The sequence below is a fragment of the Flectobacillus sp. BAB-3569 genome (assembly GCF_002270355.1).
In the GTDB taxonomy this organism is placed as follows: domain Bacteria; phylum Bacteroidota; class Bacteroidia; order Cytophagales; family Spirosomataceae; genus Flectobacillus; species Flectobacillus roseus.
On record NZ_NJFZ01000006.1, the window covers coordinates 71,678 to 90,498 of the forward strand.

Here is an 18,821-nt window from a genome sequence, read left to right on the forward strand (position 1 = left end):
AGTATGACTCATATTAATGCTTCAATTTATCTTTGAAAGCCTTTTTAAACTTATCAAGTTTGGGCTTAATCACAATTTGGCAATAAGGTTCGTAGCCATTTTGATTAAAGTAATCTTGGTGATAATTTTCAGCTGGATAAAATGTCGTAAAGGCACTGATTTCCGTTACGATAGGATTTGGAAAAACGTGCTCGGCGTTAAGTTTTTCTTTCCAGTATTCTGCCAACTGCTTTTGTTCGGCGTTATGGTAAAACACTACCGAACGATACTGTGTACCTTCGTCGGCTCCTTGGCGATTTAGGGTAGTTGGGTCATGAGTTTTCCAGAAAACCTCTAAAAGCTCCTCAAAAGTAATTTTTTGAGGGTCATAGGTAATCTGACAAACTTCGGCGTGTCCAGTAGTACCAGTACAAACGGCACGGTAGGTAGGGTTTGGAACTGAGCCTCCAGAATAGCCAGACACAACTTTTTCGACACCTTCGAGGTTTTGGAACACGGCTTCGACACACCAAAAGCACCCAGCACCGAAAGTTGCTATTTCCGTTTTGCCACTCGGTTTATCTTTTTCTTTGTTCTCCATTTTAGTATTTTTCTGATTTTCAGGTTTTTGAGCACATGAAATATTTACTACTAATGTTAATATTCCAAGAACAATGGCACTAATTTTTCTTTTCATAATTGATAACATTTAAAACTTGATGTAAGTTTGCAATCTTTTTAAAGATGTTTTGTCTTCTTTCCGACAAAACTCAACAACGACTCGATAATCTTCTCATTATTTATGGATAACGATTTGTTAACGCAAAAACCCAAAACAACATCTCAAGAAATGAAAAAACTTACCTACTTTCAAGCGCTTGCGAAAAGCTGGAAAGCAGGTTTTCAAACAGTTGATTTTAGTGTAAAGATAATTTTAACCTTGGGGATTTTAATTATCGGAGCTACACAGTTTCCGAGTTACTTGAACCATATCCAAAAACGACCAGGAGTCGCTCTCGAGGATTTAGTGTTGAATGCCTTGCCTTCAATGGACGTATCTGTACCTATATTTACGGTATTGTACAGTATTTTGATTTTCTCATTAATACAAAGTCTAAAAAAGGCTGAAGTGTTTTTACTTTATGCTATTACTTACGTTTGCGTAACGATTTTTCGTATGGTAACCATCACTTTGGTACCGCTTGATGCACCCGCTGGATTAATTAATCTGGCAGACCCTTTTGCCGAAGCGGCGGTGTACGGTACAGCTTCGCCTGTAACCAAAGATTTATTCTTTTCGGGACATACCGCTACAATGGTGCTCATTTGGATTATCATTGAAGGGCGTATAGCTAAAATCTTGGCTGGTATCACCTGTATTTTAATCGCTTTTTTCCTACTTTTACAACACGTACACTATACGGCCGATGTGATTGCTGCATTTGCATTTACCGTTGCTTCGTATGAATTGGCTAAAGTAATCAAGAAGTGGCATTGGATTCCATTTTCGGCGGTAATGCTGACTTTGTTTGCTTTACTTTTGACAGTATTCCGTCATGCAGCAGTCATGTACCCATAAGATACTAAGTATGAATGCTGAATTGTGAATTAGTACTGTACGAAAGATTCCAAATTATTGCAGATTTGGGATTTCGGAGATATGGTTAAATACCTTTATTTTTTTAAGAAATGTAAAAAATTAAACTTCCGAAATCCAACATCCGACATCCGAAATAAATGGTTCCTAGAACCCTAGTACACTCCTAGTAGTAAATTGTGAATGGAGTTTTTAATGACTAGCCGTAAGCTTATAGCCAACTGCCGAAAGCCAAATATTGCATGAATACTTTTCAATAAATACATAAATCCCAATCTGAATAGAATGGCTCTTAATTACCTCTGGATTGCTTTTTTTTGATTGCCTTTATTGTGGCTTTGCTCAAGTTGATTTTCTTGGGCGATACCGAAATTTTTAAACTGATTGTCGATGGTATGTTCGACTCAGCCGAAACTTCGGTCATGAACATTGCACTTCCGTTAGCTGGGGTAATGACATTCTTTATGGGTTTACTCAATATTGGAGAAAAGGCGGGTGCTATCAACTTTTTGGCTCGTATTGTCGGACCATTCTTTAATCGTCTTTTTCCTGAAGTTCCTAAAAATCACCCAGCAAGTGGACAAATGATTATGAACTTTTCGGCTAATATGCTAGGGCTCGACAATGCTGCTACGCCTTTTGGGCTAAAAGCAATGCAAAGTTTACAAGAACTAAACCCTAGTAAAACGGTAGCTTCCAATGCCCAGATTATGTTTATGGTATTGCACAGTGCAGGCCCCGTTTTGATTCCGTTGAGTATTATGGCTCAGCGGGCGATTTATGGTGCCAAAGACGCCTCTGATATTTTTATTCCATGCTTGATTGCTACTTATGTTGCTACGGTTACTGGCTTGTTATTTGTGTCGTTCAAACAAAAAATTAATCTATTAGACAGAGTTATCATTACATGGCTGGGAGGTATAACGGCTGCTATTGGGTTATTGCTTTGGTATTTATCAAGTATTCCGAAAGAACAAATCGAAATCTTTTCGAAGGTGTCGAGTAATATGATTTTGTTTGGCTTAATCATTTCGTTTTTACTTGGTGCGCTTCGTAAAAAAGTTGACATTTTTGATGCCTTTATTGATGGTGCAAAAGGTGGTTTCGAAACTTCTGTACGCATTATTCCTTATTTGGTTGCCATGTTGGTAGCTATTGGCGCATTGCGTAATTCTGGCGCTCTGACTTGGATTGTTGATGGCATGAAGTACTTATTTGCGCTTACCAATATCAATACCGACTTTACAGATGCGCTTCCAACAGCTCTGATGCACCCATTGAGTGGAGGTGGCTCAAGAGCCATGATGATTGATACCATGAAAACCTTTGGTGCAGATTCTTTTGCGGGTAGATTGGCATGTGTATTCCAAGGTTCGGCAGATACGATTTTTTATGTGATCGCTTTGTACTTCGGTTCTGTCAACATCAAAGAAACACGCTATACGCTTTGGGCAGGTTTAACAGCAGATTTAGCTGGTATTATCACAGCGATTCTGGTGAGTTATTTGTTTTTCCACTAAAAAAATAAATTGATTACCTTTGATTTTCGGTTTTTGATTTTCCATAAAATTATCTCAAAATATTGGACTTAAGTACAAGTAAAATAGCAATAATCGGTCTTGGATATGTAGGGCTTCCATTGGCTGTAGAGTTCGGGAAAAAATTTCCAGTGATAGGTTTTGATATTAATCAAAGTCGTATCGATGAACTTTCAAAAGGTTATGACCGCACACAGGAAGTAGAGACCGAAAATTTACAGTCTTCTACACAACTAAGTTTTTCGGCCAATATCAATGATTTGGTTGATTGCAATGTGTTTATCGTAACCGTACCTACGCCGATAGATCGTTTCAAAAAACCTGATTTGATTCCTTTAATCGCTGCCAGCAAAACCGTAGGAAAGGTTCTCCGTAAAGGCGATGTGGTGATTTATGAATCAACAGTATACCCAGGTTGTACAGAAGAGGATTGTGTACCAATTTTGGAAAAAGAAAGTGGTTTAGTTTTCAACCAAGACTTCTTCTGTGGTTATTCTCCAGAACGTATCAACCCAGGAGATAAGGTAAATACTTTGACCAAAATCAAAAAGGTTACTTCTGGCTCAACGCCTGAAGTAGCACAATTTGTGGATAATTTGTACGGCTCAATTATTACAGCAGGTACTTATTTGGCGACTTCTATCAAAGTAGCGGAAGCGTCGAAGGCGATTGAAAATGCTCAGCGTGATGTCAATATCTCGTTTGTGAATGAATTGGCATTGATTTTTGATAAAATGGGCATTGATACCACCGAAGTATTAGAGGCAGCAGGTACAAAATGGAACTTCCTCAAATTCAAACCGGGTTTGGTAGGTGGTCACTGTATTGGCGTAGACCCTTATTATTTACTTCACAAGTCCGAAAGTTTGGGGTATTATCCTCAGGTGATTCTTTCGGGTCGTCGTGTCAATGATAACATGGGGATTTTTGTAGCCAATAAACTGGTGAAACTATTGATTAAAAAAGGACATAAAATCGATGGTTGTAAAGTCTTGATTTTAGGTGTTACTTTTAAAGAAAACTGCCCAGATATTCGTAACTCTCGTGTGATTGATGTGTATAACGAATTAAAAGAGTTCGGAATTGATGTGGATGTATATGACCCTTGGGCCGACAAACACGAAGTTGCGGAGGAATACGGCATTCAGTTGCTCGACCAGTTGGGTACTGACTACGAAGGTATTTTGCTATGCGTATCGCATAATGAGTTCGCAAGTTTAGATATTGAAGCACTCAAAGGTGAAGACGCCGTGATTTATGATATTAAATCTTTCTGGGATAAATCATTCTCTGATGCGAGACTGTAGGGTATTGAGTGAATTGGTGAATGGTAATTTAGTGATTGATTTTGATAAAAATCAGTAGAGACGCAATACTTTGCGTCTTCAATAGCTATAAATATGAGTCATTCTTAATTTTAAGATTGGGATTATCCTCCAAATTTTCATAAAAAGGGGTCGGAATATATTTCCCGACCCCTTTTTTGAGGCTATTATGCTAGATTTACTTGGTTTGAGACGCAAGCATTGCGTCTCTACTGGGAGAATCTAAATTTTAACATAATAATCACAAATCACTCAATTGTTTTATTCTAGGCTTCTGATATATATTCTCTAACGATGAAGTTGTTTGCTACGATTCGAAATACCTTTCATGAATACCGAGGTGTTATTCACAACTTCGTGGCGTTGGCATTTTTACAAGCTACCAACCTATTAATCCCTCTTTTGTTAATTCCTCTTCTGCTTCAACGCATCGGATTGGCTCAGTATGGTATTGTGGCTTTGGCACAAAGTACCATGTTGTATTTTTATGTTTGGGTGGACTATGGCTTTAGTCTTTCAGCAGTAAAAACCTTGAGCGAAAAGCACCGTCAACAGGAAGATTTAAGCCAACTATTTTATGAAGTGAGTTTGTCCAAAATAATCCTTCTTATTTTAGGTTTTGGCATTTTACTCGTGATTATTCCTCTACATCCTGCCTTCACTCACAACACTAAACTGATTCTTGGTAGTTATATGATGGTCGTCGGTCAGGCGCTATTGCCTATTTGGTTTTTCAAGGCGTTGAAAAAATGCCTTGGGCTACTTACGCCAATTTTTGCTCAAAAATCCTTAGTGTTTGCTTGATTTATTTTTGGGTAAAAGGCGCTAGCGAAGCCATTTGGGTAAATATGATATTAGGCGGTAGCAACGTTTTGATTGGAGTCATTGCCAATATCTATTTGTCAAAAAAATATCAGTTGGTATTCCAGAAACAATGGCTGAAAGGGATTCCAAGTCAACTCAAAGAAGGTGTTTTCTATTTTACCTCCCATTTTTCAGTAAGTCTGTATATGCACTCTGGAATTATCTTGTTGGGGTGGTTTGTCAACGAACAAATGCTTGGAGTCTATAGCATAGCCGAAAAAATAGCGCTATTACTTCGCCAAGTGCTGGTCATGTTTTCACAAGCTATTTATACGCAGCTATGCCATATTCTAACACAAGGATATGAAGCTATGCAATCATTTTTGCGAAAACTATTTCTTCCTTTCTGTATTTTGGTCGGAGTAGGATGTTTGGGGTGCTGGCTGGGAGCACCACTGATAAGCACTTTGGTGAAATTAGATTTTTCGCAAAAAAGCTTATTTGTCCAACTGCTTAGGTATATGGCGTTTATCCCAGTAATTGTATGTGTCAATATCCCTTTTTATCAGCTATTGCTTATCTCAGACCATGGAAAAAGTAGCACGAAGATTTTATCTTGGGGCGCTTTGGTATGTATCTTGTTAAACGTTTTGCTGATTCCTTATTTTTCGGTGCTTGGTACTGCTTTAGCGCTATTAGTTACCGAAAGTATGATAAGTGTTTTAGTAATTCTGAAAGCAAAAAAATACTTTTTTAGACGGTAAGTTAGCTAACCGACCGACCAACCAAAGTCTCAAATCATGACATTAACGTTACTTTTGATATTATTGATAGGAAACAGTCTACTTTACAGAAGCCTGCTAAATCCTATCGTAATCCAAACAGGATTATGGTTGATGTACTATCTTATTTTTTGGCATAATCAAGCTTATTTTGCTGTCAATCTCGAAGATATTGCTCCCTTCATAGGGCTGAATTGTCTGGGGTTTTCACTGGGAGGATTGATTTGTTGGGGATTATACGAAAAAGTATTACCTGAAATAGCTATTCCTGAGCCCCTTTATGACAATGCCCTTTTCGTAAAAAATCTTTCTCTATTTTATCCCATTGTATTACTTTCTTTAGGGTTCACCCTTCCGATGGTGGTGAAGGAAGTAGGGCAGTTTTCGTGGGGAGATATACAAGAATTGCGGAATACCTTGGTCGAAAATGATGGTAAACGTTTTGGACTTTATGGATTAATTCAAACCTTGAGTTCCGTTTATTTGGTTTTGTTACTGACTAATACCTCTTTTTCTTGGCGCAATGGTATCCTATTAGCAGTGTTTTTGATTTATACATACCTACTAGGCTCACGAGGGCAATTGATTTTTTTTGTGATTCCGTTGGCTTATGATTTACTATGGAAAAATAAAATTTTGGTAGGACAAGCCATAGTGGGGGGGCTTATGCTTATGGGCTTCATTGTTCTTATTACGATAGGAAGAGCCTCTGATTTTTCGTGGGAATCTATCGTTCCTATGTTGTTGACCTATTCTGTGGCATCGCTGCCTGCCTTGAGTTTGGCAAGTATCGACCCAGTTCCGCTGTTGGGTTATAATACTTTTCGAGTAGTATGGCTCTGGATAGGGCGTTTGGGCTTCAATATTCCTGTGGCACCAGTTATTTCAGAATGGATTAGCACGCCTTTACCCACTAATACCTATTCGTATCTCAAACCCTATTATATGGATTTTGGTATGGTTGGGGTATTTGTTATTCCTTTGTTACTGGGTTTTGTCTATAATCTGCTTTATTTTCGAGCAAAAAGGTTTCATATAACTTCCTGCTATCTCCTAGGCTTTTTGATGTATGCTTTATTAATGCAACCAATCGAGGAGCAATATTTCAGATGGCTAACCAATTGGTTTTACATTGTCTTGGTAATGTTTTTTTTGAAAAAAGTAGAGATAAAATGGTTTGATACCAAGTGATTTTTTGATTTAGAAAACAATAAATTTCTCTGGCTAAATAAATTCAATTCACAATTCAATATTCCTATTTATGACTGGTCAAATTGCGGCAGTAATTGTCACTTACCACCCATTGATTACCAACATCCAACAGTTACTTGAAAGGCTTGGCCCGCAGGTAGCCAGTATTGTTGTGGTAGATAATGGAAGTCATAATGTCGAAGAAATTGAAAAAATATTGCTCAATTATCCACAAACTACCCTTATTTCGCTAGCAGATAACCTTGGAATAGGCTTTGCCCAAAATAAAGGAATAGTATTTGCTTTAGAAAAACCAGAAATAGGTGGGGTTATCTTATTCGACCACGATAGTTTGCCTGAAGCGCAAATGGTTCAGCAATTACTAGAGGCATGGCAAGTGCTGACAATCGATGGTCATAATATTGGTGCAGTTGGGCCTATTTATCGCGACCCACGCACTTTACGCAATTACCCCATTTCGGTTTTTCAGGGATTTCGACTCATTCATAATTATCCCCAAAACAAGGATGCCAAACCTATTTCTGCTTCTTTCCTCATTTCCTCTGGTTGCTTGATTGATCGTAAGACTTTTGAGACAATAGGATTCATGAACGAAGATTTCTTTATTGACTATATCGATATTGAGTGGAGTTTTCGGGCTTGCAATAAAGGATTCAAACTATTTGCTATCCCTACAGCTATTATGTGGCATCAGGTAGGCGACGACCGTCTGAAGGTTTTAGGAAGAGAAATTTCGATACATAGCCCTTTAAGAAGATATTACTTGGCTCGCAATTCGATATTAATGCTCAAGCAACCACATATTCATTGGCAATATAAAGTCCGAGAACTTTTCTATACCGTATCTAGAGTGGTTGTTTATATAGCCTTAGTTCCTCAAAAAAGAAAATATCTCAAGTACATTCTTTGTGGCTGGTACGATGGTATCGTCAATAGAGTGGGTAAGTCTAGGTTGTCTTCCTAGTTTTTGAGCCATCATTTTGCCTAGTAAAGTTTATGAAATTTATGTTTATTATTTCCGATGAAGGGAGTTTTAATATTTTTCTATCGGAATTATCCTTATCCATATTCGAACATTTTCCAGACATCGAGCTACATATTATTTGCTCGGCTGAAAAAACCATAGATATACCCAATCTTTATTCTTTCCATCACCTCAATATCCATTTTCATTATTTAGGTATTCCACGAAGTCTTCGTCTCAAACACGAATTACAGGTAGCTTGGCAGATACGGCGCTTGGTGGCAGACATCAAGCCTGATTTGGTGCACGCACATTTTACTACGGGTATATTTCCTACGATTCTTTTTCGAAAAATGGGTATTCCTTATTGGGGTACATTTCATGGATTGGGGCTTAATAGTAGCTCTGGTTGGAAAAAAGGACTTTTTTACTTTTTAGAAAATCATTGTTTTCAAAAACTCGATAAAATCTTTTTGCTCAACCAACCTGATGTGGATATTGTCCAAAAGGTTTATAAAAACAAAGTTTATAAGCATCAAAGTCTTGGGTTGGGCTGTAACTTAGAAAAGTTTAATCCAACTAATTTTTCAGAAAATACTCGAGCAACTTTACGTCAAGCATTGGGGATTCAAGAACAAAAAGTTATTGCTTTTACAGGACGATTTGTCGCATTCAAAGGCTTTCATATTGTAGTAAAGACTTTTCTACAGCTAACTCAAAGTTATCCACAGCAATTCAAACTATTGTTGATAGGTGGTCTCGATCCAGTACATTCTAGTGGGCTTAGTGCCTCACAGTGGACATTTATCGAACAGCATCCAGATATTACAATCACAGGATTTACTTCCAAAGTAGAGGAATATTTATCGATTTCAGACTATTTTGTTTTTCCTAGCAAAAAAGAAGGCATTCCTGTATGTGTGCTAGAAGCTTTGGCAATGGGCATACCAGTGATTGCTTCGGATAGTCGAGGAAATAATGAAGTCATCGAGCATTTGCATAATGGCGTTCTTATCCCTCCATCACCAGATCACGAGGAAGAAATAGTAGGTATTATTCAATCGATTGAGTTATTAGAAAAGAATACCCAACTTTACCAAGCCTTAAAATCTCAAGCTTTGTCAAACAGAAGTAGTTATTCTAGAGAAAACTTTATTAATGATTCTATCGCTGTTTATAAAACTAGTTTTTGTGAGTCATCAAAATTTCAGTTTCATTAAAGAATATGCTAATTTCATTATATTCAATCGGTAACTCATTCATCACAAGTCATTTGTTGTATTTTTGGCAAGAAGATTGTTAAAAAGAATATTAACTAACTGCTAATACCTTGCTGGGTAAGTCATTTATTTCATGCCCTTGTATCTTAAAATACCCTTCAATATACTAACCACCCTTTAATTTGATGAATCAAACTGCCCGATTACTCTTTAGTACAGGATTTGTTTGACATAGTCTATTGAACAGTTTTAACTTGGAGAATAGTCTTTGATAAAGGTTATCCTCTTTTATTTGTCCTAAGTAAAAATGAAACGCTACTACTCTCTATTATTGGTGATACTTGGTATCACTTTCAGCACATTTTCGCAGACCATAACCGCTCCTTATGGTCAAAGCTTGACTATTAATAACCCCCTAGATATTGCAGGTGGGAGTATTAATATCATGTCGGATAGTGCCTACAAAATCGGAGGGAAGCCTATCCTAAGTATTGCAGGTATCGCCAATGTTTTGTTAGGCGATGGCGCAGGCTTTAATAACCAAGGGTCAAATAATATCTTCATCGGAAAAACGGCTGGGTTTCTGAATGCATCTGGTTTTGCCAATACTTTTATCGGCGAATCGGCGGGGTATTCGAATACGACAGGCAATAACAATATGTTTCTGGGAACTGCCGCGGGACTATCCAATGCTGTGGGATACTCTAATACCTTCATTGGTGTCAATGCAGGGCGTCGTTCTTTGGCAAATGGCAACGCCTATATCGGTACGGCAAGTGGTATCAACACCATCACTGGCAATAATAATACGGGCTTGGGTACCTTGACGGGACAAGATAATGTGTCTGGTTCGCAAAATACCTTTGTGGGATTCAACTCTGGAAGCAAACTTATGTCGGGCGACTTTAATACATTTATTGGCGCATTGACAGGCGTAGCTTCGAGCGCAAGTAATATTACTAACGCCACCGCTATTGGTGCAAATACTGAATTGGCTATTTCAAACTCGATTGTATTAGGCAATAACGCTAGCGTTGGTATCGGTACAAATGACCCCGTTACTAATGGCGCAAAACTGGTGGTTGTTGGCGCAGGTAATAATGCCAATGTTTTGCAATTGAGAAATATTCCGACCCGTAATACAGTCAACGGTCTGCGACAACTTTTTGCTGATGAAGCAGGGAACCTTGTTACATTCCAAATTACGACAACAGCCAATAGTGCTTCAGAGGTCAAATTGAGTACTAATAGCGTTACGAATACCCTTTGGACCAGTAACGAATCGGGATTTTTGAAAAATAACAATAATAGAGGAGTGGTGATTGGAGAAGGAATTAATTCTTTGCCTGAAGGCTATAATCTCTATGTATCAGAAGGTATTTTGACAGAACAAGTAAAGGTAGCTTTGAAAAATACCGAAGATTGGGCTGACCATGTTTAATTTCGAAAAAACATCAATTAATGCCATTACAAAAAGTAGAAGATTATATCAAAAACACCAACATCTACCGAATATCCCTTCAGCAGCAGAAATGGTCATTTCTGGCAATGATTTGCATCAAACAGATACCAAACTTTTAGAGAAAATAGAAGAATTGACCTTGTATATGATTGAGTTGAAAAAAGAAAATCAACAAATGAAGCAAGAAATAGAGTCCTTGAAAAAGAGACAAAAGCGGACGTCATCACAGTCTAAAAAACGCTAAAACACTTTGTTGTAAGGTTTTCTTAAACGTAAAATCATGAATAAATTTTACTATCTTTTCTTTTTTTCGACTGCTATCTCTTTGAGTGGAATCGCACAAAATACTTCAACACAAGAAGTACAATCCGATTATATAAAGTCTAGTAAAGCAACTACTGTTCCGACGCATTATCGGGCCTCAAAGGCTGTAGTTTTGCAATCAGGATTTAAGGCAAGAGGGAAGAATGGCTTTAGTGCCAAAATTCAGCATTTTCCTTTAAGTGAATTCATTACAAACGTATCGCTGATGGTGTCACCTAATCCTGTACAAGACGAAGCTCTTGTTCAGGTCAAATTACCACAATCCACATTGGTATCGCTTTCAGTGAGTAATGTTTCGGGCGAGTCAATTACTGAACTCCTCCAACAAGAATATAAAGAAGCAGGAGAATATCGATTAATGTTAAATACTCAAGATTGGACATCAGGAATGTATTTGTTGCATCTTCGGACGTCGCAAGGCATAACAACTTTTAAAGTAATAAAGCCATAAAAAAAGCCATCTCCGACAATCTGAGATGGCTTTTCCATAAACCCTAAACCAAACTAAATTTATCTAATAATAATCTTAGTTCATTTTTAAAAATCATTTCTTGAGATTTGCGCCTCTATCTTTTACTTCTTCTCTTTGTTGTCCTTATTAGCTTCTTTTTTCTTCACTAATTCGCCATCTTTCAATTTCTTAGAAACTGTCACATAAGGACCTGAAATGATTTGTTCTCCTTCAGTTAATCCACTTAAAATTTCGATATTATCAAAATCGGAGATACCAGTGGTAACTTCTTTCAATTTAGCATGATTGTCTTTGGTCAAAACAAACACTACTTCTTTGAGTTTTTCTTTTTTAATAACCTTTGGTTCTTCTGAATTATTGCTTTCTTCTTCTGATTTTTTCTCTTTATCAGCAGCTTTAGGGTCACGTGTTGTAACTGCAGCCAAAGGCACTGATAATACGCCATTTTTACGGTCGGTAATAATCTCTACCGAAGCGGTCATCCCTGGTTTTAAAGGATAAGAGCGTTTGCCTTTGATAAGATCAGCATAAGAACTACGAAGCACTCTAATTTTTACTTCAAATTCAGTGACAGCGTCGTTAGATACCGAAGCTGCTGCCGAAGAAGTTGCTAAGCCATTGGCAGAACTTGCTACTTCGTAAACAATACCTTTGAATTTACGACCTGAAGCACTATATGAATCTACGTCGATAATTACGGTATCATTAAGACTAACACGGGTAATATCATTTTCGTTCACATTCACGCGAACTTCCATTTTATTCAAGTTGGCAATACGAAGCAACTCAGTACCAGCCATTTGTGATGTTCCTACAACTCTTTCGCCAAGCTCTACGTTCAATTTTGAGATAGTACCACTTTGTGGTGCATAAATTGTTGTTTTAGTCAAGTTGGTACGAGCTTCTTTCAAAGCCGCTTCCGAACTTCTTACGTTAAATGATGCAGCTTGAACGTTTGCTTTTGCTGATTCCAAATCTTGTTTTGCTACAGCGTATTGAGAACTAAATTGTTCGTAATCTGAATCAGATATTACTTTATCGTCATGTAACTTTTTGTTACGATCAAAATCAGTTTTTGCTTTCAACAAACGAGCCTCCGATTGAGATTGAATAGCTTTTGACTGCTCTAATGAAGCTTTTGCTGAATTTACCTGTGCTTCGGCACGAGCCAATAATGATTCGTAGTTATCAGGACGGATTTTTAACAATAATTGACCTGCAACAACCGAGTCGCCTTCACTTACATAAAGACCTACAATTTCGCCAGAAACATCTGGAGAGAGTTTTACCTCGATTTCTGGCTGAACTTTACCCGAAGCAGAAACACGCTCAATAATGTCTGCACGTTTTGCTTTTGAAAGTTCTACTTCTGTAGCTTCTTCTTTTCCGATCCAACCATTCTTTTTCGCTAAAATCAACCCACCTACCACTACGACTGCGACAACGGCTAAAATGACCCAGATTCTATTGGATTTGTTTTTCATTGTATATAAAGTTTTGAAAGATTGATGTTAAGGTTTTTGAAAAACGATGAAACATCATAGTTTTTCAAGGTTTTACATTCAATCGAGTGTTTGGTTAAAATGTGAGCGGTTTATTTTGGTAATAGTCTAATATTTTCGTTCTGAAAATAAAGTCATATTTGGCTTGAATTTGGTTAGCTTTTGCTTTATCCAAATTGGTTTTTTGCAAATTGTAGCTTACAAAATCTATAGCCCCTGCATTGAAACGACTTTCAGCTGCACGGAACGACTCTTCCAAAGCAGTTACTTGTACCGTCAATGCTTCATATCTTTTCGCCGAATTTGACATATTGGTGTAAGCTTGCTCGATATTCTGACGCAAAGTCAAGCGTGTTTTTTGTGCTTCCAATTCAGCATTTACTTTTTGCAATTTGGCTTGGCTTACGCGAGTTTTGTTAGCAAAACGGCTAAAGATTGGAATATTAGCACTCGCTCCGAAGGCATAGTTAAAAGTATTTTCTAGTTGCTTGAAATAACCAACCGTTCCTGCCTCAACAGTACGTGGTGTATTTACAACCAACGGAATATCTTGTCCATTAAAACTAACCGTTCCTAAGTTTTGCTGATTTGTACCGTCTACTTTGTAGATTTTTTGAGCATTTGACTGGTTGGCACCCGTCGAAGCTGAAAGGTTAATCGTTGGTAGAAAGCTAGCTCTTGCAATTTCAATTCCTTTATCAGCACTTTTTACTCTCAAATCCGAAGCCTTTACTGTTGGTTGAGTTCCTTCGGCCGTTTGATAGATTTGGTCTACAGGCGCTTCGTAAGCTGTTGTAGATGGTGTTGGTACCGAAATTCTATCTAGATTGACATTGTTTGAGAACTCCTTATCATTAAGTAGCTGTACTAAATTAAGTTTTGCCAAATCTAAGGTGCTTTGATTGTTGACAACAGTAGTTTCTTCGTTGGCAACCTGAGCTTTTAGATCCAGTAAATTGGTCTGAGGTAAAGAACCCGCACGAACTAATTTTTCAGTACGCTCAATTTGTAGTCTGGTAATAGCGGTCTGGCTTTGAGCAATAGTTAATTGGTCTTCGGCATTGAGGATATTCAAATAGGCTAAAACCACCTGCATCGAAATATTCTCTTTCATGGCCTGCATATCCAACTGGTTGGCTTTTACCAGCAAATCGTTTTGTGCAATTGTATTCTTAAGGAGATTTCCATTAAAAACCGTCACCCCAGCATTTACGCCCAAACTATTGTAGTTGATATTTCGTGCTACGTAAGTGTTGGTAAATGGGTCAAGGCTTCGACCAAAGTTGAAGAATTCACTTACGGTACCATTGGCACCAGGAAGCTGGTTATTTTTAGCTTGTTGATAATTCAACACGGCGTTCTGAAGCTGTATTTCTGACTGCTTTACAGAGATATTGTTGCGAAGTGCAATATCTACCGCCTGTTGTAGAGTGATTTTTGGGCCTTTTGAACTAGGAGCCTCTACTGCGGTTTGCGCCTGAGCTTGTGTCCCAGCGATAAGTGCAGCTCCCACTAAAAGTCTGTAAACGCCTGATTTCATATTTCGTTTGATAGTTTTGAGTATTCGCTCTCGATATAGTCCCTAGAGTTTTTTGAATAACCAATACTACGAATGAAATATCAAGTCGTGAAGTGATTTTGGATAAGTGGTTAGTGCGTAAGGATTAGTGGTTTGTTTTCGTATAGACCCAATCTTATTTTTATTCAATTATCTGATAAACCTGTTTGGCTTCACTTCGTGCAAGGGCATTAAAATGCCACCATTCGTACTTAATAGGCATAAATCCAGCTTGTTGCATTACGCTTCTCAAAAGACGACGATTAGCTACCTGTTGAGCTGTAAGTTGCTTATTTTTCAGAAAATATTCTTCGTGACTTGGATAGGCTAATTTGCCAAAAAATCAAAAGGCGTTCCCATATCTAAGGGTACTCCTTTGCTAGTAGTAATCGTCAAATCGACGGCACAGCCATAATTATGAATTGACTTTTGACTTGGGCTTGCCACGTAGGTTTCTCGCTGATGTGGTGGGTATTGAGAAAGACTATTCCATAAAATTTTTTGAATCGCAAAAGGTCGTCCGCCGTCATATACCAACAAACGATAGTGTGGATGTCTTTTTTTCAAAATCGCATTAGCCTTTGCTAGCATTTGGGCAGGCTTTTTTTGTAAATAGCAGGCCGTCATACAGCCATATACATCCTTTTTAACAAAATTGTCAGTCGTGGAATACTTGAGTAAAACAGCAATGCTAGGATCAAGACTTTTGACATTGACCAAGCCTTGTTGTTTCATTTTTTGCTCATAATCACATGGAGAAAACTTTTTTTCCTGACTGAGTGCAATACCAATAGTAAGCAGAAATAATATATAACATGTAAGGAGATTCTTCATAATCAATTGAAAAGGAAGAGTAAAAGCGGATGAGGGAGCTCATACTACTTTCACCGATTCACCAAAAGTAAGGTTGATAACGGCTTTTGTAGAAGCCTTTACTAAATTACAATGTTACTAAAATTTATTTTAATAGCTTTCAATATCTTAATTGCTATCATTTTTTAAGTCTAGATATTTTTACAGAACTATTTTAAAAACCTTATGGTTAACTCTTAGTCAAAGTCTACTATTGGCCTAGACCAATGTACATCTTAGTTATGTGTTTAGGCAATAGGCACAAGGCAAAGAGTTTAATGCCTATAGACATACTTTTGTCCAAAACTCACCGCCGAAAGCCGATACCTGAAAACCGAAACTCAATAGTTCAATTTAATTTTATATTATTCTCCAATTCACAATCGCTCATATCAAACCATGAAAATACTATTACCCTATCTTAAACGATACCAAACAACGGTGTGGCTAGCGCTATTGCTGGCAATTATTAATCAAGTTTTTTCACTGTTAGACCCGCTGATTTTTAGACATATTATCGACAATGTGGCTACTAAGTTTACGGACAAAAACAGTACTTTTCAGGATTTTGTAGGAGCTATTTTACCATTGCTCGGTGCCTCTGTTGGGGTAGCCTTTGTCTCGAGAGTAGCCAAAAACTTCCAAGATTATTTTATCAATACGATTACTCAAAAAATCGGTGCCGAAATGTACGCCGATGGGATTCGTCATTCACTCGAATTGCCGTATGAAACCTTTGAAGACCAACGTTCTGGTGAAACATTAGGCAAACTTCAAAAAGTAAGAGTCGATGTCGAAAAGCTAATCTCGTCGGGTATTAATATCTTTTTCCAGAGTTTAGTTGCTTTGGTATTTGTAACGATTTATGCCGTTTCGGTGCACTGGTCAATTGTTCCATTGTTTTTAACGATTGGCCCTCTTATTGGATGGATTAGTTCGTTATTAAGTAAAAAAGTAAAAGTAATCCAAAAATCTATTGTTCAAGAGTCTACCGCTTTGGCGGGTTCTACTACCGAATCATTACGCAATATCGAGTTAGTAAAATCTTTGGGCTTGGCGCAACAAGAAATCAATCACCTCAATAGTACGACGCAAAAGATTTTAGGACTTGAACTCAAAAAAGTGCGCTATGTACGTAGTATGATGTTTATTCAGGGTACAAGTGTTAATTTACTTCGAGTAATTTTGACCTTTATCATGATGTATTTGATTTATCGTGGAGATATCACTCTTGGTCAGTTTTTCTCTTTAAATATTTACTCATTCTTCATTTTTGGCCCATTACAAGAAATGGGTAATGTGATCAATACCTATCGTGAAGCACAAGTTTCTTTACAAAACTACGAGTCTTTATTCGATATTCCTGTTGAAGTAAAACCAGCATCTCCACAGCCTATTCCAAGCATTAAGTCATTGGCTTTTGATAATGTTTCGTTCAAACATCAGTCGGCTTCGAAGAATGCACTTCGTGAGGTAAGCTTTGAAACCGTGGCAGGACAAACAATTGCTTTTGTTGGTCCGTCGGGTTCAGGAAAAAGTACTTTGGTAAAACTATTGGTAGGGTTATATAAGCCTCAAAATGGTCAAATATTGTATAATGGTCATGATGGGCGCACGATAGATTTTGATCAGTTAAGAGAGAAAATAGGTTTTGTAACTCAGGATACCCAGTTGTTTTCTGGTACCATTCGTGAAAACCTACTTTTTGTCAATCCTAAAGCTACCGACGAAGAATGTTTGGCTGTATTGAAAAAGGCGGCTTGTGAGCCACTTTTAGCTCGTGCCGATAAAGGTCTCGATACCGTAATTGGTGAAGGTGGTGTAAAAGTATCGGGTGGCGAAAAACAACGTTTGAGTATTGCCAGAGCCTTATTACGTAATCCACATTTATTGATTTTTGACGAAGCTACTTCAGCACTTGACTCATTGACAGAAGAAGAAATTTCGGAAACAATTCGTGAAGTATCAGTACATGGCGAGCATCTTACCATTTTGATTGCGCACCGATTGAGTACAATTATGCACGCAGATAATATCTTTGTACTCGAAAAGGGAAAAATTGTTGAATACGGCTCGCATCAAGCACTATTAGAGAAAAAGGGACTCTATTATGCGATGTGGCGTCAGCAAGTAGGCGAAAAAGAAAGTATAGAAATTGAATAAAACCATTGGGGTGTCGAAATCGGCACCCTAATTTATTGTACCCAAATACATGTCCAATCACATTACCCGTTATGAAGGTTTGATTGCTTCTCAAACCTTTGATAAAGTTACTAGCAAGCTACAAAAGCAATTTGTACAAAACCTCAAACGGCTGGAAGCACTCAAAGTAGAAGTTGCCGAAGCCAAAGCCTTTGAGCGTGCTGTAGAAGTTCAAGTTGCCAAAGATATTGCTCCTCTGCACCGAAAATATAACCAACGATTGGGAGATATGCTCCTGATTTTGGACTCACATTATGGACGCTTGACTGAAGAGGAAAATTATAAACTTGGCTTCTATATTGCCACAATGGTCAGTCAGTTGTTGGCCTCGGGTCTACAACATTTACAGCCTTTGTACGAGAAATACCAAGAATATCTCATTTCAGATTCTCAAGAAGTAGATATGCCATCAGAAGAGGAGGACGATGAAGAAGATATTCCTGAAGAATGGAACGAGCAAGATAATCGCATTTTTGAGCGAGTCGAAGAAACTTTACCACCCATTACCAACAAAACCGCTCGTTCGATTTATATGGAATTAGTAAAGGAATTTCACCCAGATTTGGAATCGGACGAGGAGGAAAAGCTTCGTAAAACTAAATTGATGCACTTAATTACAGAGGCTTATTCCAAAAACGACCTTTATGAATTATTGAAGCTTCGAATGACGCTGATTACGGAACAAGAAAAGCCTCAGACTTTTGTCGAACCACAACTCAAGCGTTATAACAAGATTTTGATTAAGCAGATTTTGTTTTTGGAAAAAGAATTAAAAGATATTCAGACAGGAGCATATTGGCAGTTTGGAAAAGGTAATTACAAAACGATGGATATTAGTATTATTACTGAAATGAATTCCATTAAAAAAGCAACCAAACAATTAGAGTTTCATAAGCAAGTGCTCAAATCAAGGGAATATGTCGTGCAGTTTTTGAGTAATTATTAATATGCGCTAGGCTATAAGCCGTAGGCATTAGGCAAGCACAATTTGGCTTTCGACTTTCAGCAATGGGCTTTCGGTAAAAAAC

General features: G+C 37.7%; 16 protein-coding genes and 2 pseudogenes. 13 read left to right on the top strand and 5 right to left on the bottom strand.

All coding sequences use genetic code 11. The features are described 5' to 3' along the window. Nucleotides 1-13: 13 nt before the first annotated feature. Nucleotides 14-676, bottom strand: coding sequence for a peptide-methionine (S)-S-oxide reductase MsrA (msrA, locus tag BWI92_RS06155; RefSeq protein WP_095161243.1), 663 nt, complete (start codon nt 674-676; stop codon nt 14-16). Between the two features lie 153 nt (nt 677-829). Between msrA and BWI92_RS06160 the strand changes: the two genes are divergently transcribed. The 11 genes and pseudogenes from BWI92_RS06160 to BWI92_RS06210 all read left to right on the top strand — a co-directional run bounded on the left by BWI92_RS06160 (nt 830) and on the right by BWI92_RS06210 (nt 11,658). Continuing rightward, nucleotides 830-1,558 carry a phosphatase PAP2-related protein gene (locus BWI92_RS06160; protein ID WP_176464358.1) on the top strand — a complete coding sequence of 243 codons (729 nt, stop codon included), beginning with the start codon at nt 830-832 and terminating at the stop codon, nt 1,556-1,558. A 303-nt stretch (nt 1,559-1,861) separates the two neighbouring features. Then, a pseudogene (locus BWI92_RS06165) lies at nt 1,862-3,096 on the top strand (nucleoside recognition domain-containing protein). Nucleotides 3,097-3,155: 59 nt separating this feature from the next. Then, entirely contained in the window at nt 3,156-4,421 is a 1,266-nt protein-coding gene (locus tag BWI92_RS06170) for a nucleotide sugar dehydrogenase (RefSeq protein WP_095161245.1), read from the top strand. A gap of 312 nt (nt 4,422-4,733) precedes the next feature. After that, nucleotides 4,734-5,515: pseudogene (locus tag BWI92_RS06175) on the top strand (oligosaccharide flippase family protein); the annotation flags it as partial. A 249-nt stretch (nt 5,516-5,764) separates the two neighbouring features. Beyond that, the gene (locus BWI92_RS28075) at nt 5,765-6,007 is read left to right on the top strand and encodes a polysaccharide biosynthesis C-terminal domain-containing protein (protein ID WP_229362794.1); all 243 of its coding nucleotides are present in this window, start codon (nt 5,765-5,767) and stop codon (nt 6,005-6,007) included. Between the two features lie 36 nt (nt 6,008-6,043). Next, the gene (locus tag BWI92_RS06185; protein WP_095161248.1) at nt 6,044-7,216 is read left to right on the top strand and encodes an O-antigen polymerase; all 1,173 of its coding nucleotides are present in this window, start codon (nt 6,044-6,046) and stop codon (nt 7,214-7,216) included. Nucleotides 7,217-7,286: 70 nt separating this feature from the next. Beyond that, nucleotides 7,287-8,201, top strand: coding sequence for a glycosyltransferase family 2 protein (locus BWI92_RS06190; RefSeq protein WP_095161249.1), 915 nt, complete (start codon nt 7,287-7,289; stop codon nt 8,199-8,201). Nucleotides 8,202-8,242: 41 nt separating this feature from the next. After that, nucleotides 8,243-9,421, top strand: coding sequence for a glycosyltransferase (locus BWI92_RS06195; protein ID WP_176464359.1), 1,179 nt, complete (start codon nt 8,243-8,245; stop codon nt 9,419-9,421). 307 nt (nt 9,422-9,728) lie between these two features. After that, nucleotides 9,729-10,862, top strand: a complete 1,134-nt coding sequence (locus tag BWI92_RS06200) for a hypothetical protein (RefSeq protein WP_095161251.1) — start codon at nt 9,729-9,731, stop codon at nt 10,860-10,862. Next, complete coding sequence (locus BWI92_RS06205; RefSeq protein ID WP_095161252.1) at nt 10,855-11,127, top strand: hypothetical protein; 273 nt, start codon at nt 10,855-10,857, stop codon at nt 11,125-11,127. The genes BWI92_RS06200 and BWI92_RS06205 overlap by 8 nt, the downstream gene beginning before the upstream one ends. 36 nt (nt 11,128-11,163) lie before the next feature. After that, on the top strand, nt 11,164-11,658 hold the full coding sequence (locus BWI92_RS06210; RefSeq protein WP_095161253.1) for a T9SS type A sorting domain-containing protein: 495 nt from the start codon (nt 11,164-11,166) through the stop codon (nt 11,656-11,658). 122 nt (nt 11,659-11,780) lie between these two features. On the opposite strand, the gene BWI92_RS06215 is transcribed toward BWI92_RS06210, so the two are convergent. From BWI92_RS06215 to BWI92_RS06225, 4 genes are all read right to left on the bottom strand, one after another. Then, entirely contained in the window at nt 11,781-13,163 is a 1,383-nt protein-coding gene (locus BWI92_RS06215) for an efflux RND transporter periplasmic adaptor subunit (protein WP_095161254.1), read from the bottom strand. A 94-nt stretch (nt 13,164-13,257) separates the two neighbouring features. Next, nucleotides 13,258-14,721 carry a TolC family protein gene (locus BWI92_RS06220; protein WP_095161255.1) on the bottom strand — a complete coding sequence of 488 codons (1,464 nt, stop codon included), beginning with the start codon at nt 14,719-14,721 and terminating at the stop codon, nt 13,258-13,260. Between the two features lie 160 nt (nt 14,722-14,881). Then, nucleotides 14,882-14,980, bottom strand: coding sequence for a M15 family metallopeptidase (locus BWI92_RS28465; RefSeq protein ID WP_255406682.1), 99 nt, complete (start codon nt 14,978-14,980; stop codon nt 14,882-14,884). A gap of 86 nt (nt 14,981-15,066) precedes the next feature. Next, entirely contained in the window at nt 15,067-15,474 is a 408-nt protein-coding gene (locus tag BWI92_RS06225; RefSeq protein WP_255406680.1) for a M15 family metallopeptidase, read from the bottom strand. 516 nt (nt 15,475-15,990) lie between these two features. On the opposite strand from BWI92_RS06225, the gene BWI92_RS06230 reads away from it, so the two are divergent. Further along, on the top strand, nt 15,991-17,754 hold the full coding sequence (locus tag BWI92_RS06230) for an ABC transporter ATP-binding protein (RefSeq protein ID WP_095161256.1): 1,764 nt from the start codon (nt 15,991-15,993) through the stop codon (nt 17,752-17,754). 49 nt (nt 17,755-17,803) lie between these two features. Further along, nucleotides 17,804-18,739, top strand: a complete 936-nt coding sequence (locus BWI92_RS06235; protein WP_095161257.1) for a hypothetical protein — start codon at nt 17,804-17,806, stop codon at nt 18,737-18,739. Nucleotides 18,740-18,821 lie beyond the last annotated feature (82 nt).

Coding starts and splice junctions, on each gene's coding strand:
- BWI92_RS06185 (WP_095161248.1), top strand. CDS start 6,044: ATGACATTAACGTTACTTTTGATATTATTGATAGGAAACAGTCTACTT.
- BWI92_RS06160 (WP_176464358.1), top strand. CDS start 830: ATGAAAAAACTTACCTACTTTCAAGCGCTTGCGAAAAGCTGGAAAGCA.
- BWI92_RS06235 (WP_095161257.1), top strand. CDS start 17,804: ATGTCCAATCACATTACCCGTTATGAAGGTTTGATTGCTTCTCAAACC.
- BWI92_RS06230 (WP_095161256.1), top strand. CDS start 15,991: ATGAAAATACTATTACCCTATCTTAAACGATACCAAACAACGGTGTGG.
- BWI92_RS28075 (WP_229362794.1), top strand. CDS start 5,765: ATGGCGTTTATCCCAGTAATTGTATGTGTCAATATCCCTTTTTATCAG.
- BWI92_RS06215 (WP_095161254.1), bottom strand. CDS start 13,163: ATGAAAAACAAATCCAATAGAATCTGGGTCATTTTAGCCGTTGTCGCA.
- BWI92_RS06205 (WP_095161252.1), top strand. CDS start 10,855: ATGTTTAATTTCGAAAAAACATCAATTAATGCCATTACAAAAAGTAGA.
- msrA (WP_095161243.1), bottom strand. CDS start 676: ATGAAAAGAAAAATTAGTGCCATTGTTCTTGGAATATTAACATTAGTA.
- BWI92_RS06200 (WP_095161251.1), top strand. CDS start 9,729: ATGAAACGCTACTACTCTCTATTATTGGTGATACTTGGTATCACTTTC.
- BWI92_RS06220 (WP_095161255.1), bottom strand. CDS start 14,721: ATGAAATCAGGCGTTTACAGACTTTTAGTGGGAGCTGCACTTATCGCT.
- BWI92_RS06225 (WP_255406680.1), bottom strand. CDS start 15,474: ATGAAACAACAAGGCTTGGTCAATGTCAAAAGTCTTGATCCTAGCATT.
- BWI92_RS06210 (WP_095161253.1), top strand. CDS start 11,164: ATGAATAAATTTTACTATCTTTTCTTTTTTTCGACTGCTATCTCTTTG.
- BWI92_RS06195 (WP_176464359.1), top strand. CDS start 8,243: ATGTTTATTATTTCCGATGAAGGGAGTTTTAATATTTTTCTATCGGAA.
- BWI92_RS28465 (WP_255406682.1), bottom strand. CDS start 14,980: ATGCAACAAGCTGGATTTATGCCTATTAAGTACGAATGGTGGCATTTT.
- BWI92_RS06190 (WP_095161249.1), top strand. CDS start 7,287: ATGACTGGTCAAATTGCGGCAGTAATTGTCACTTACCACCCATTGATT.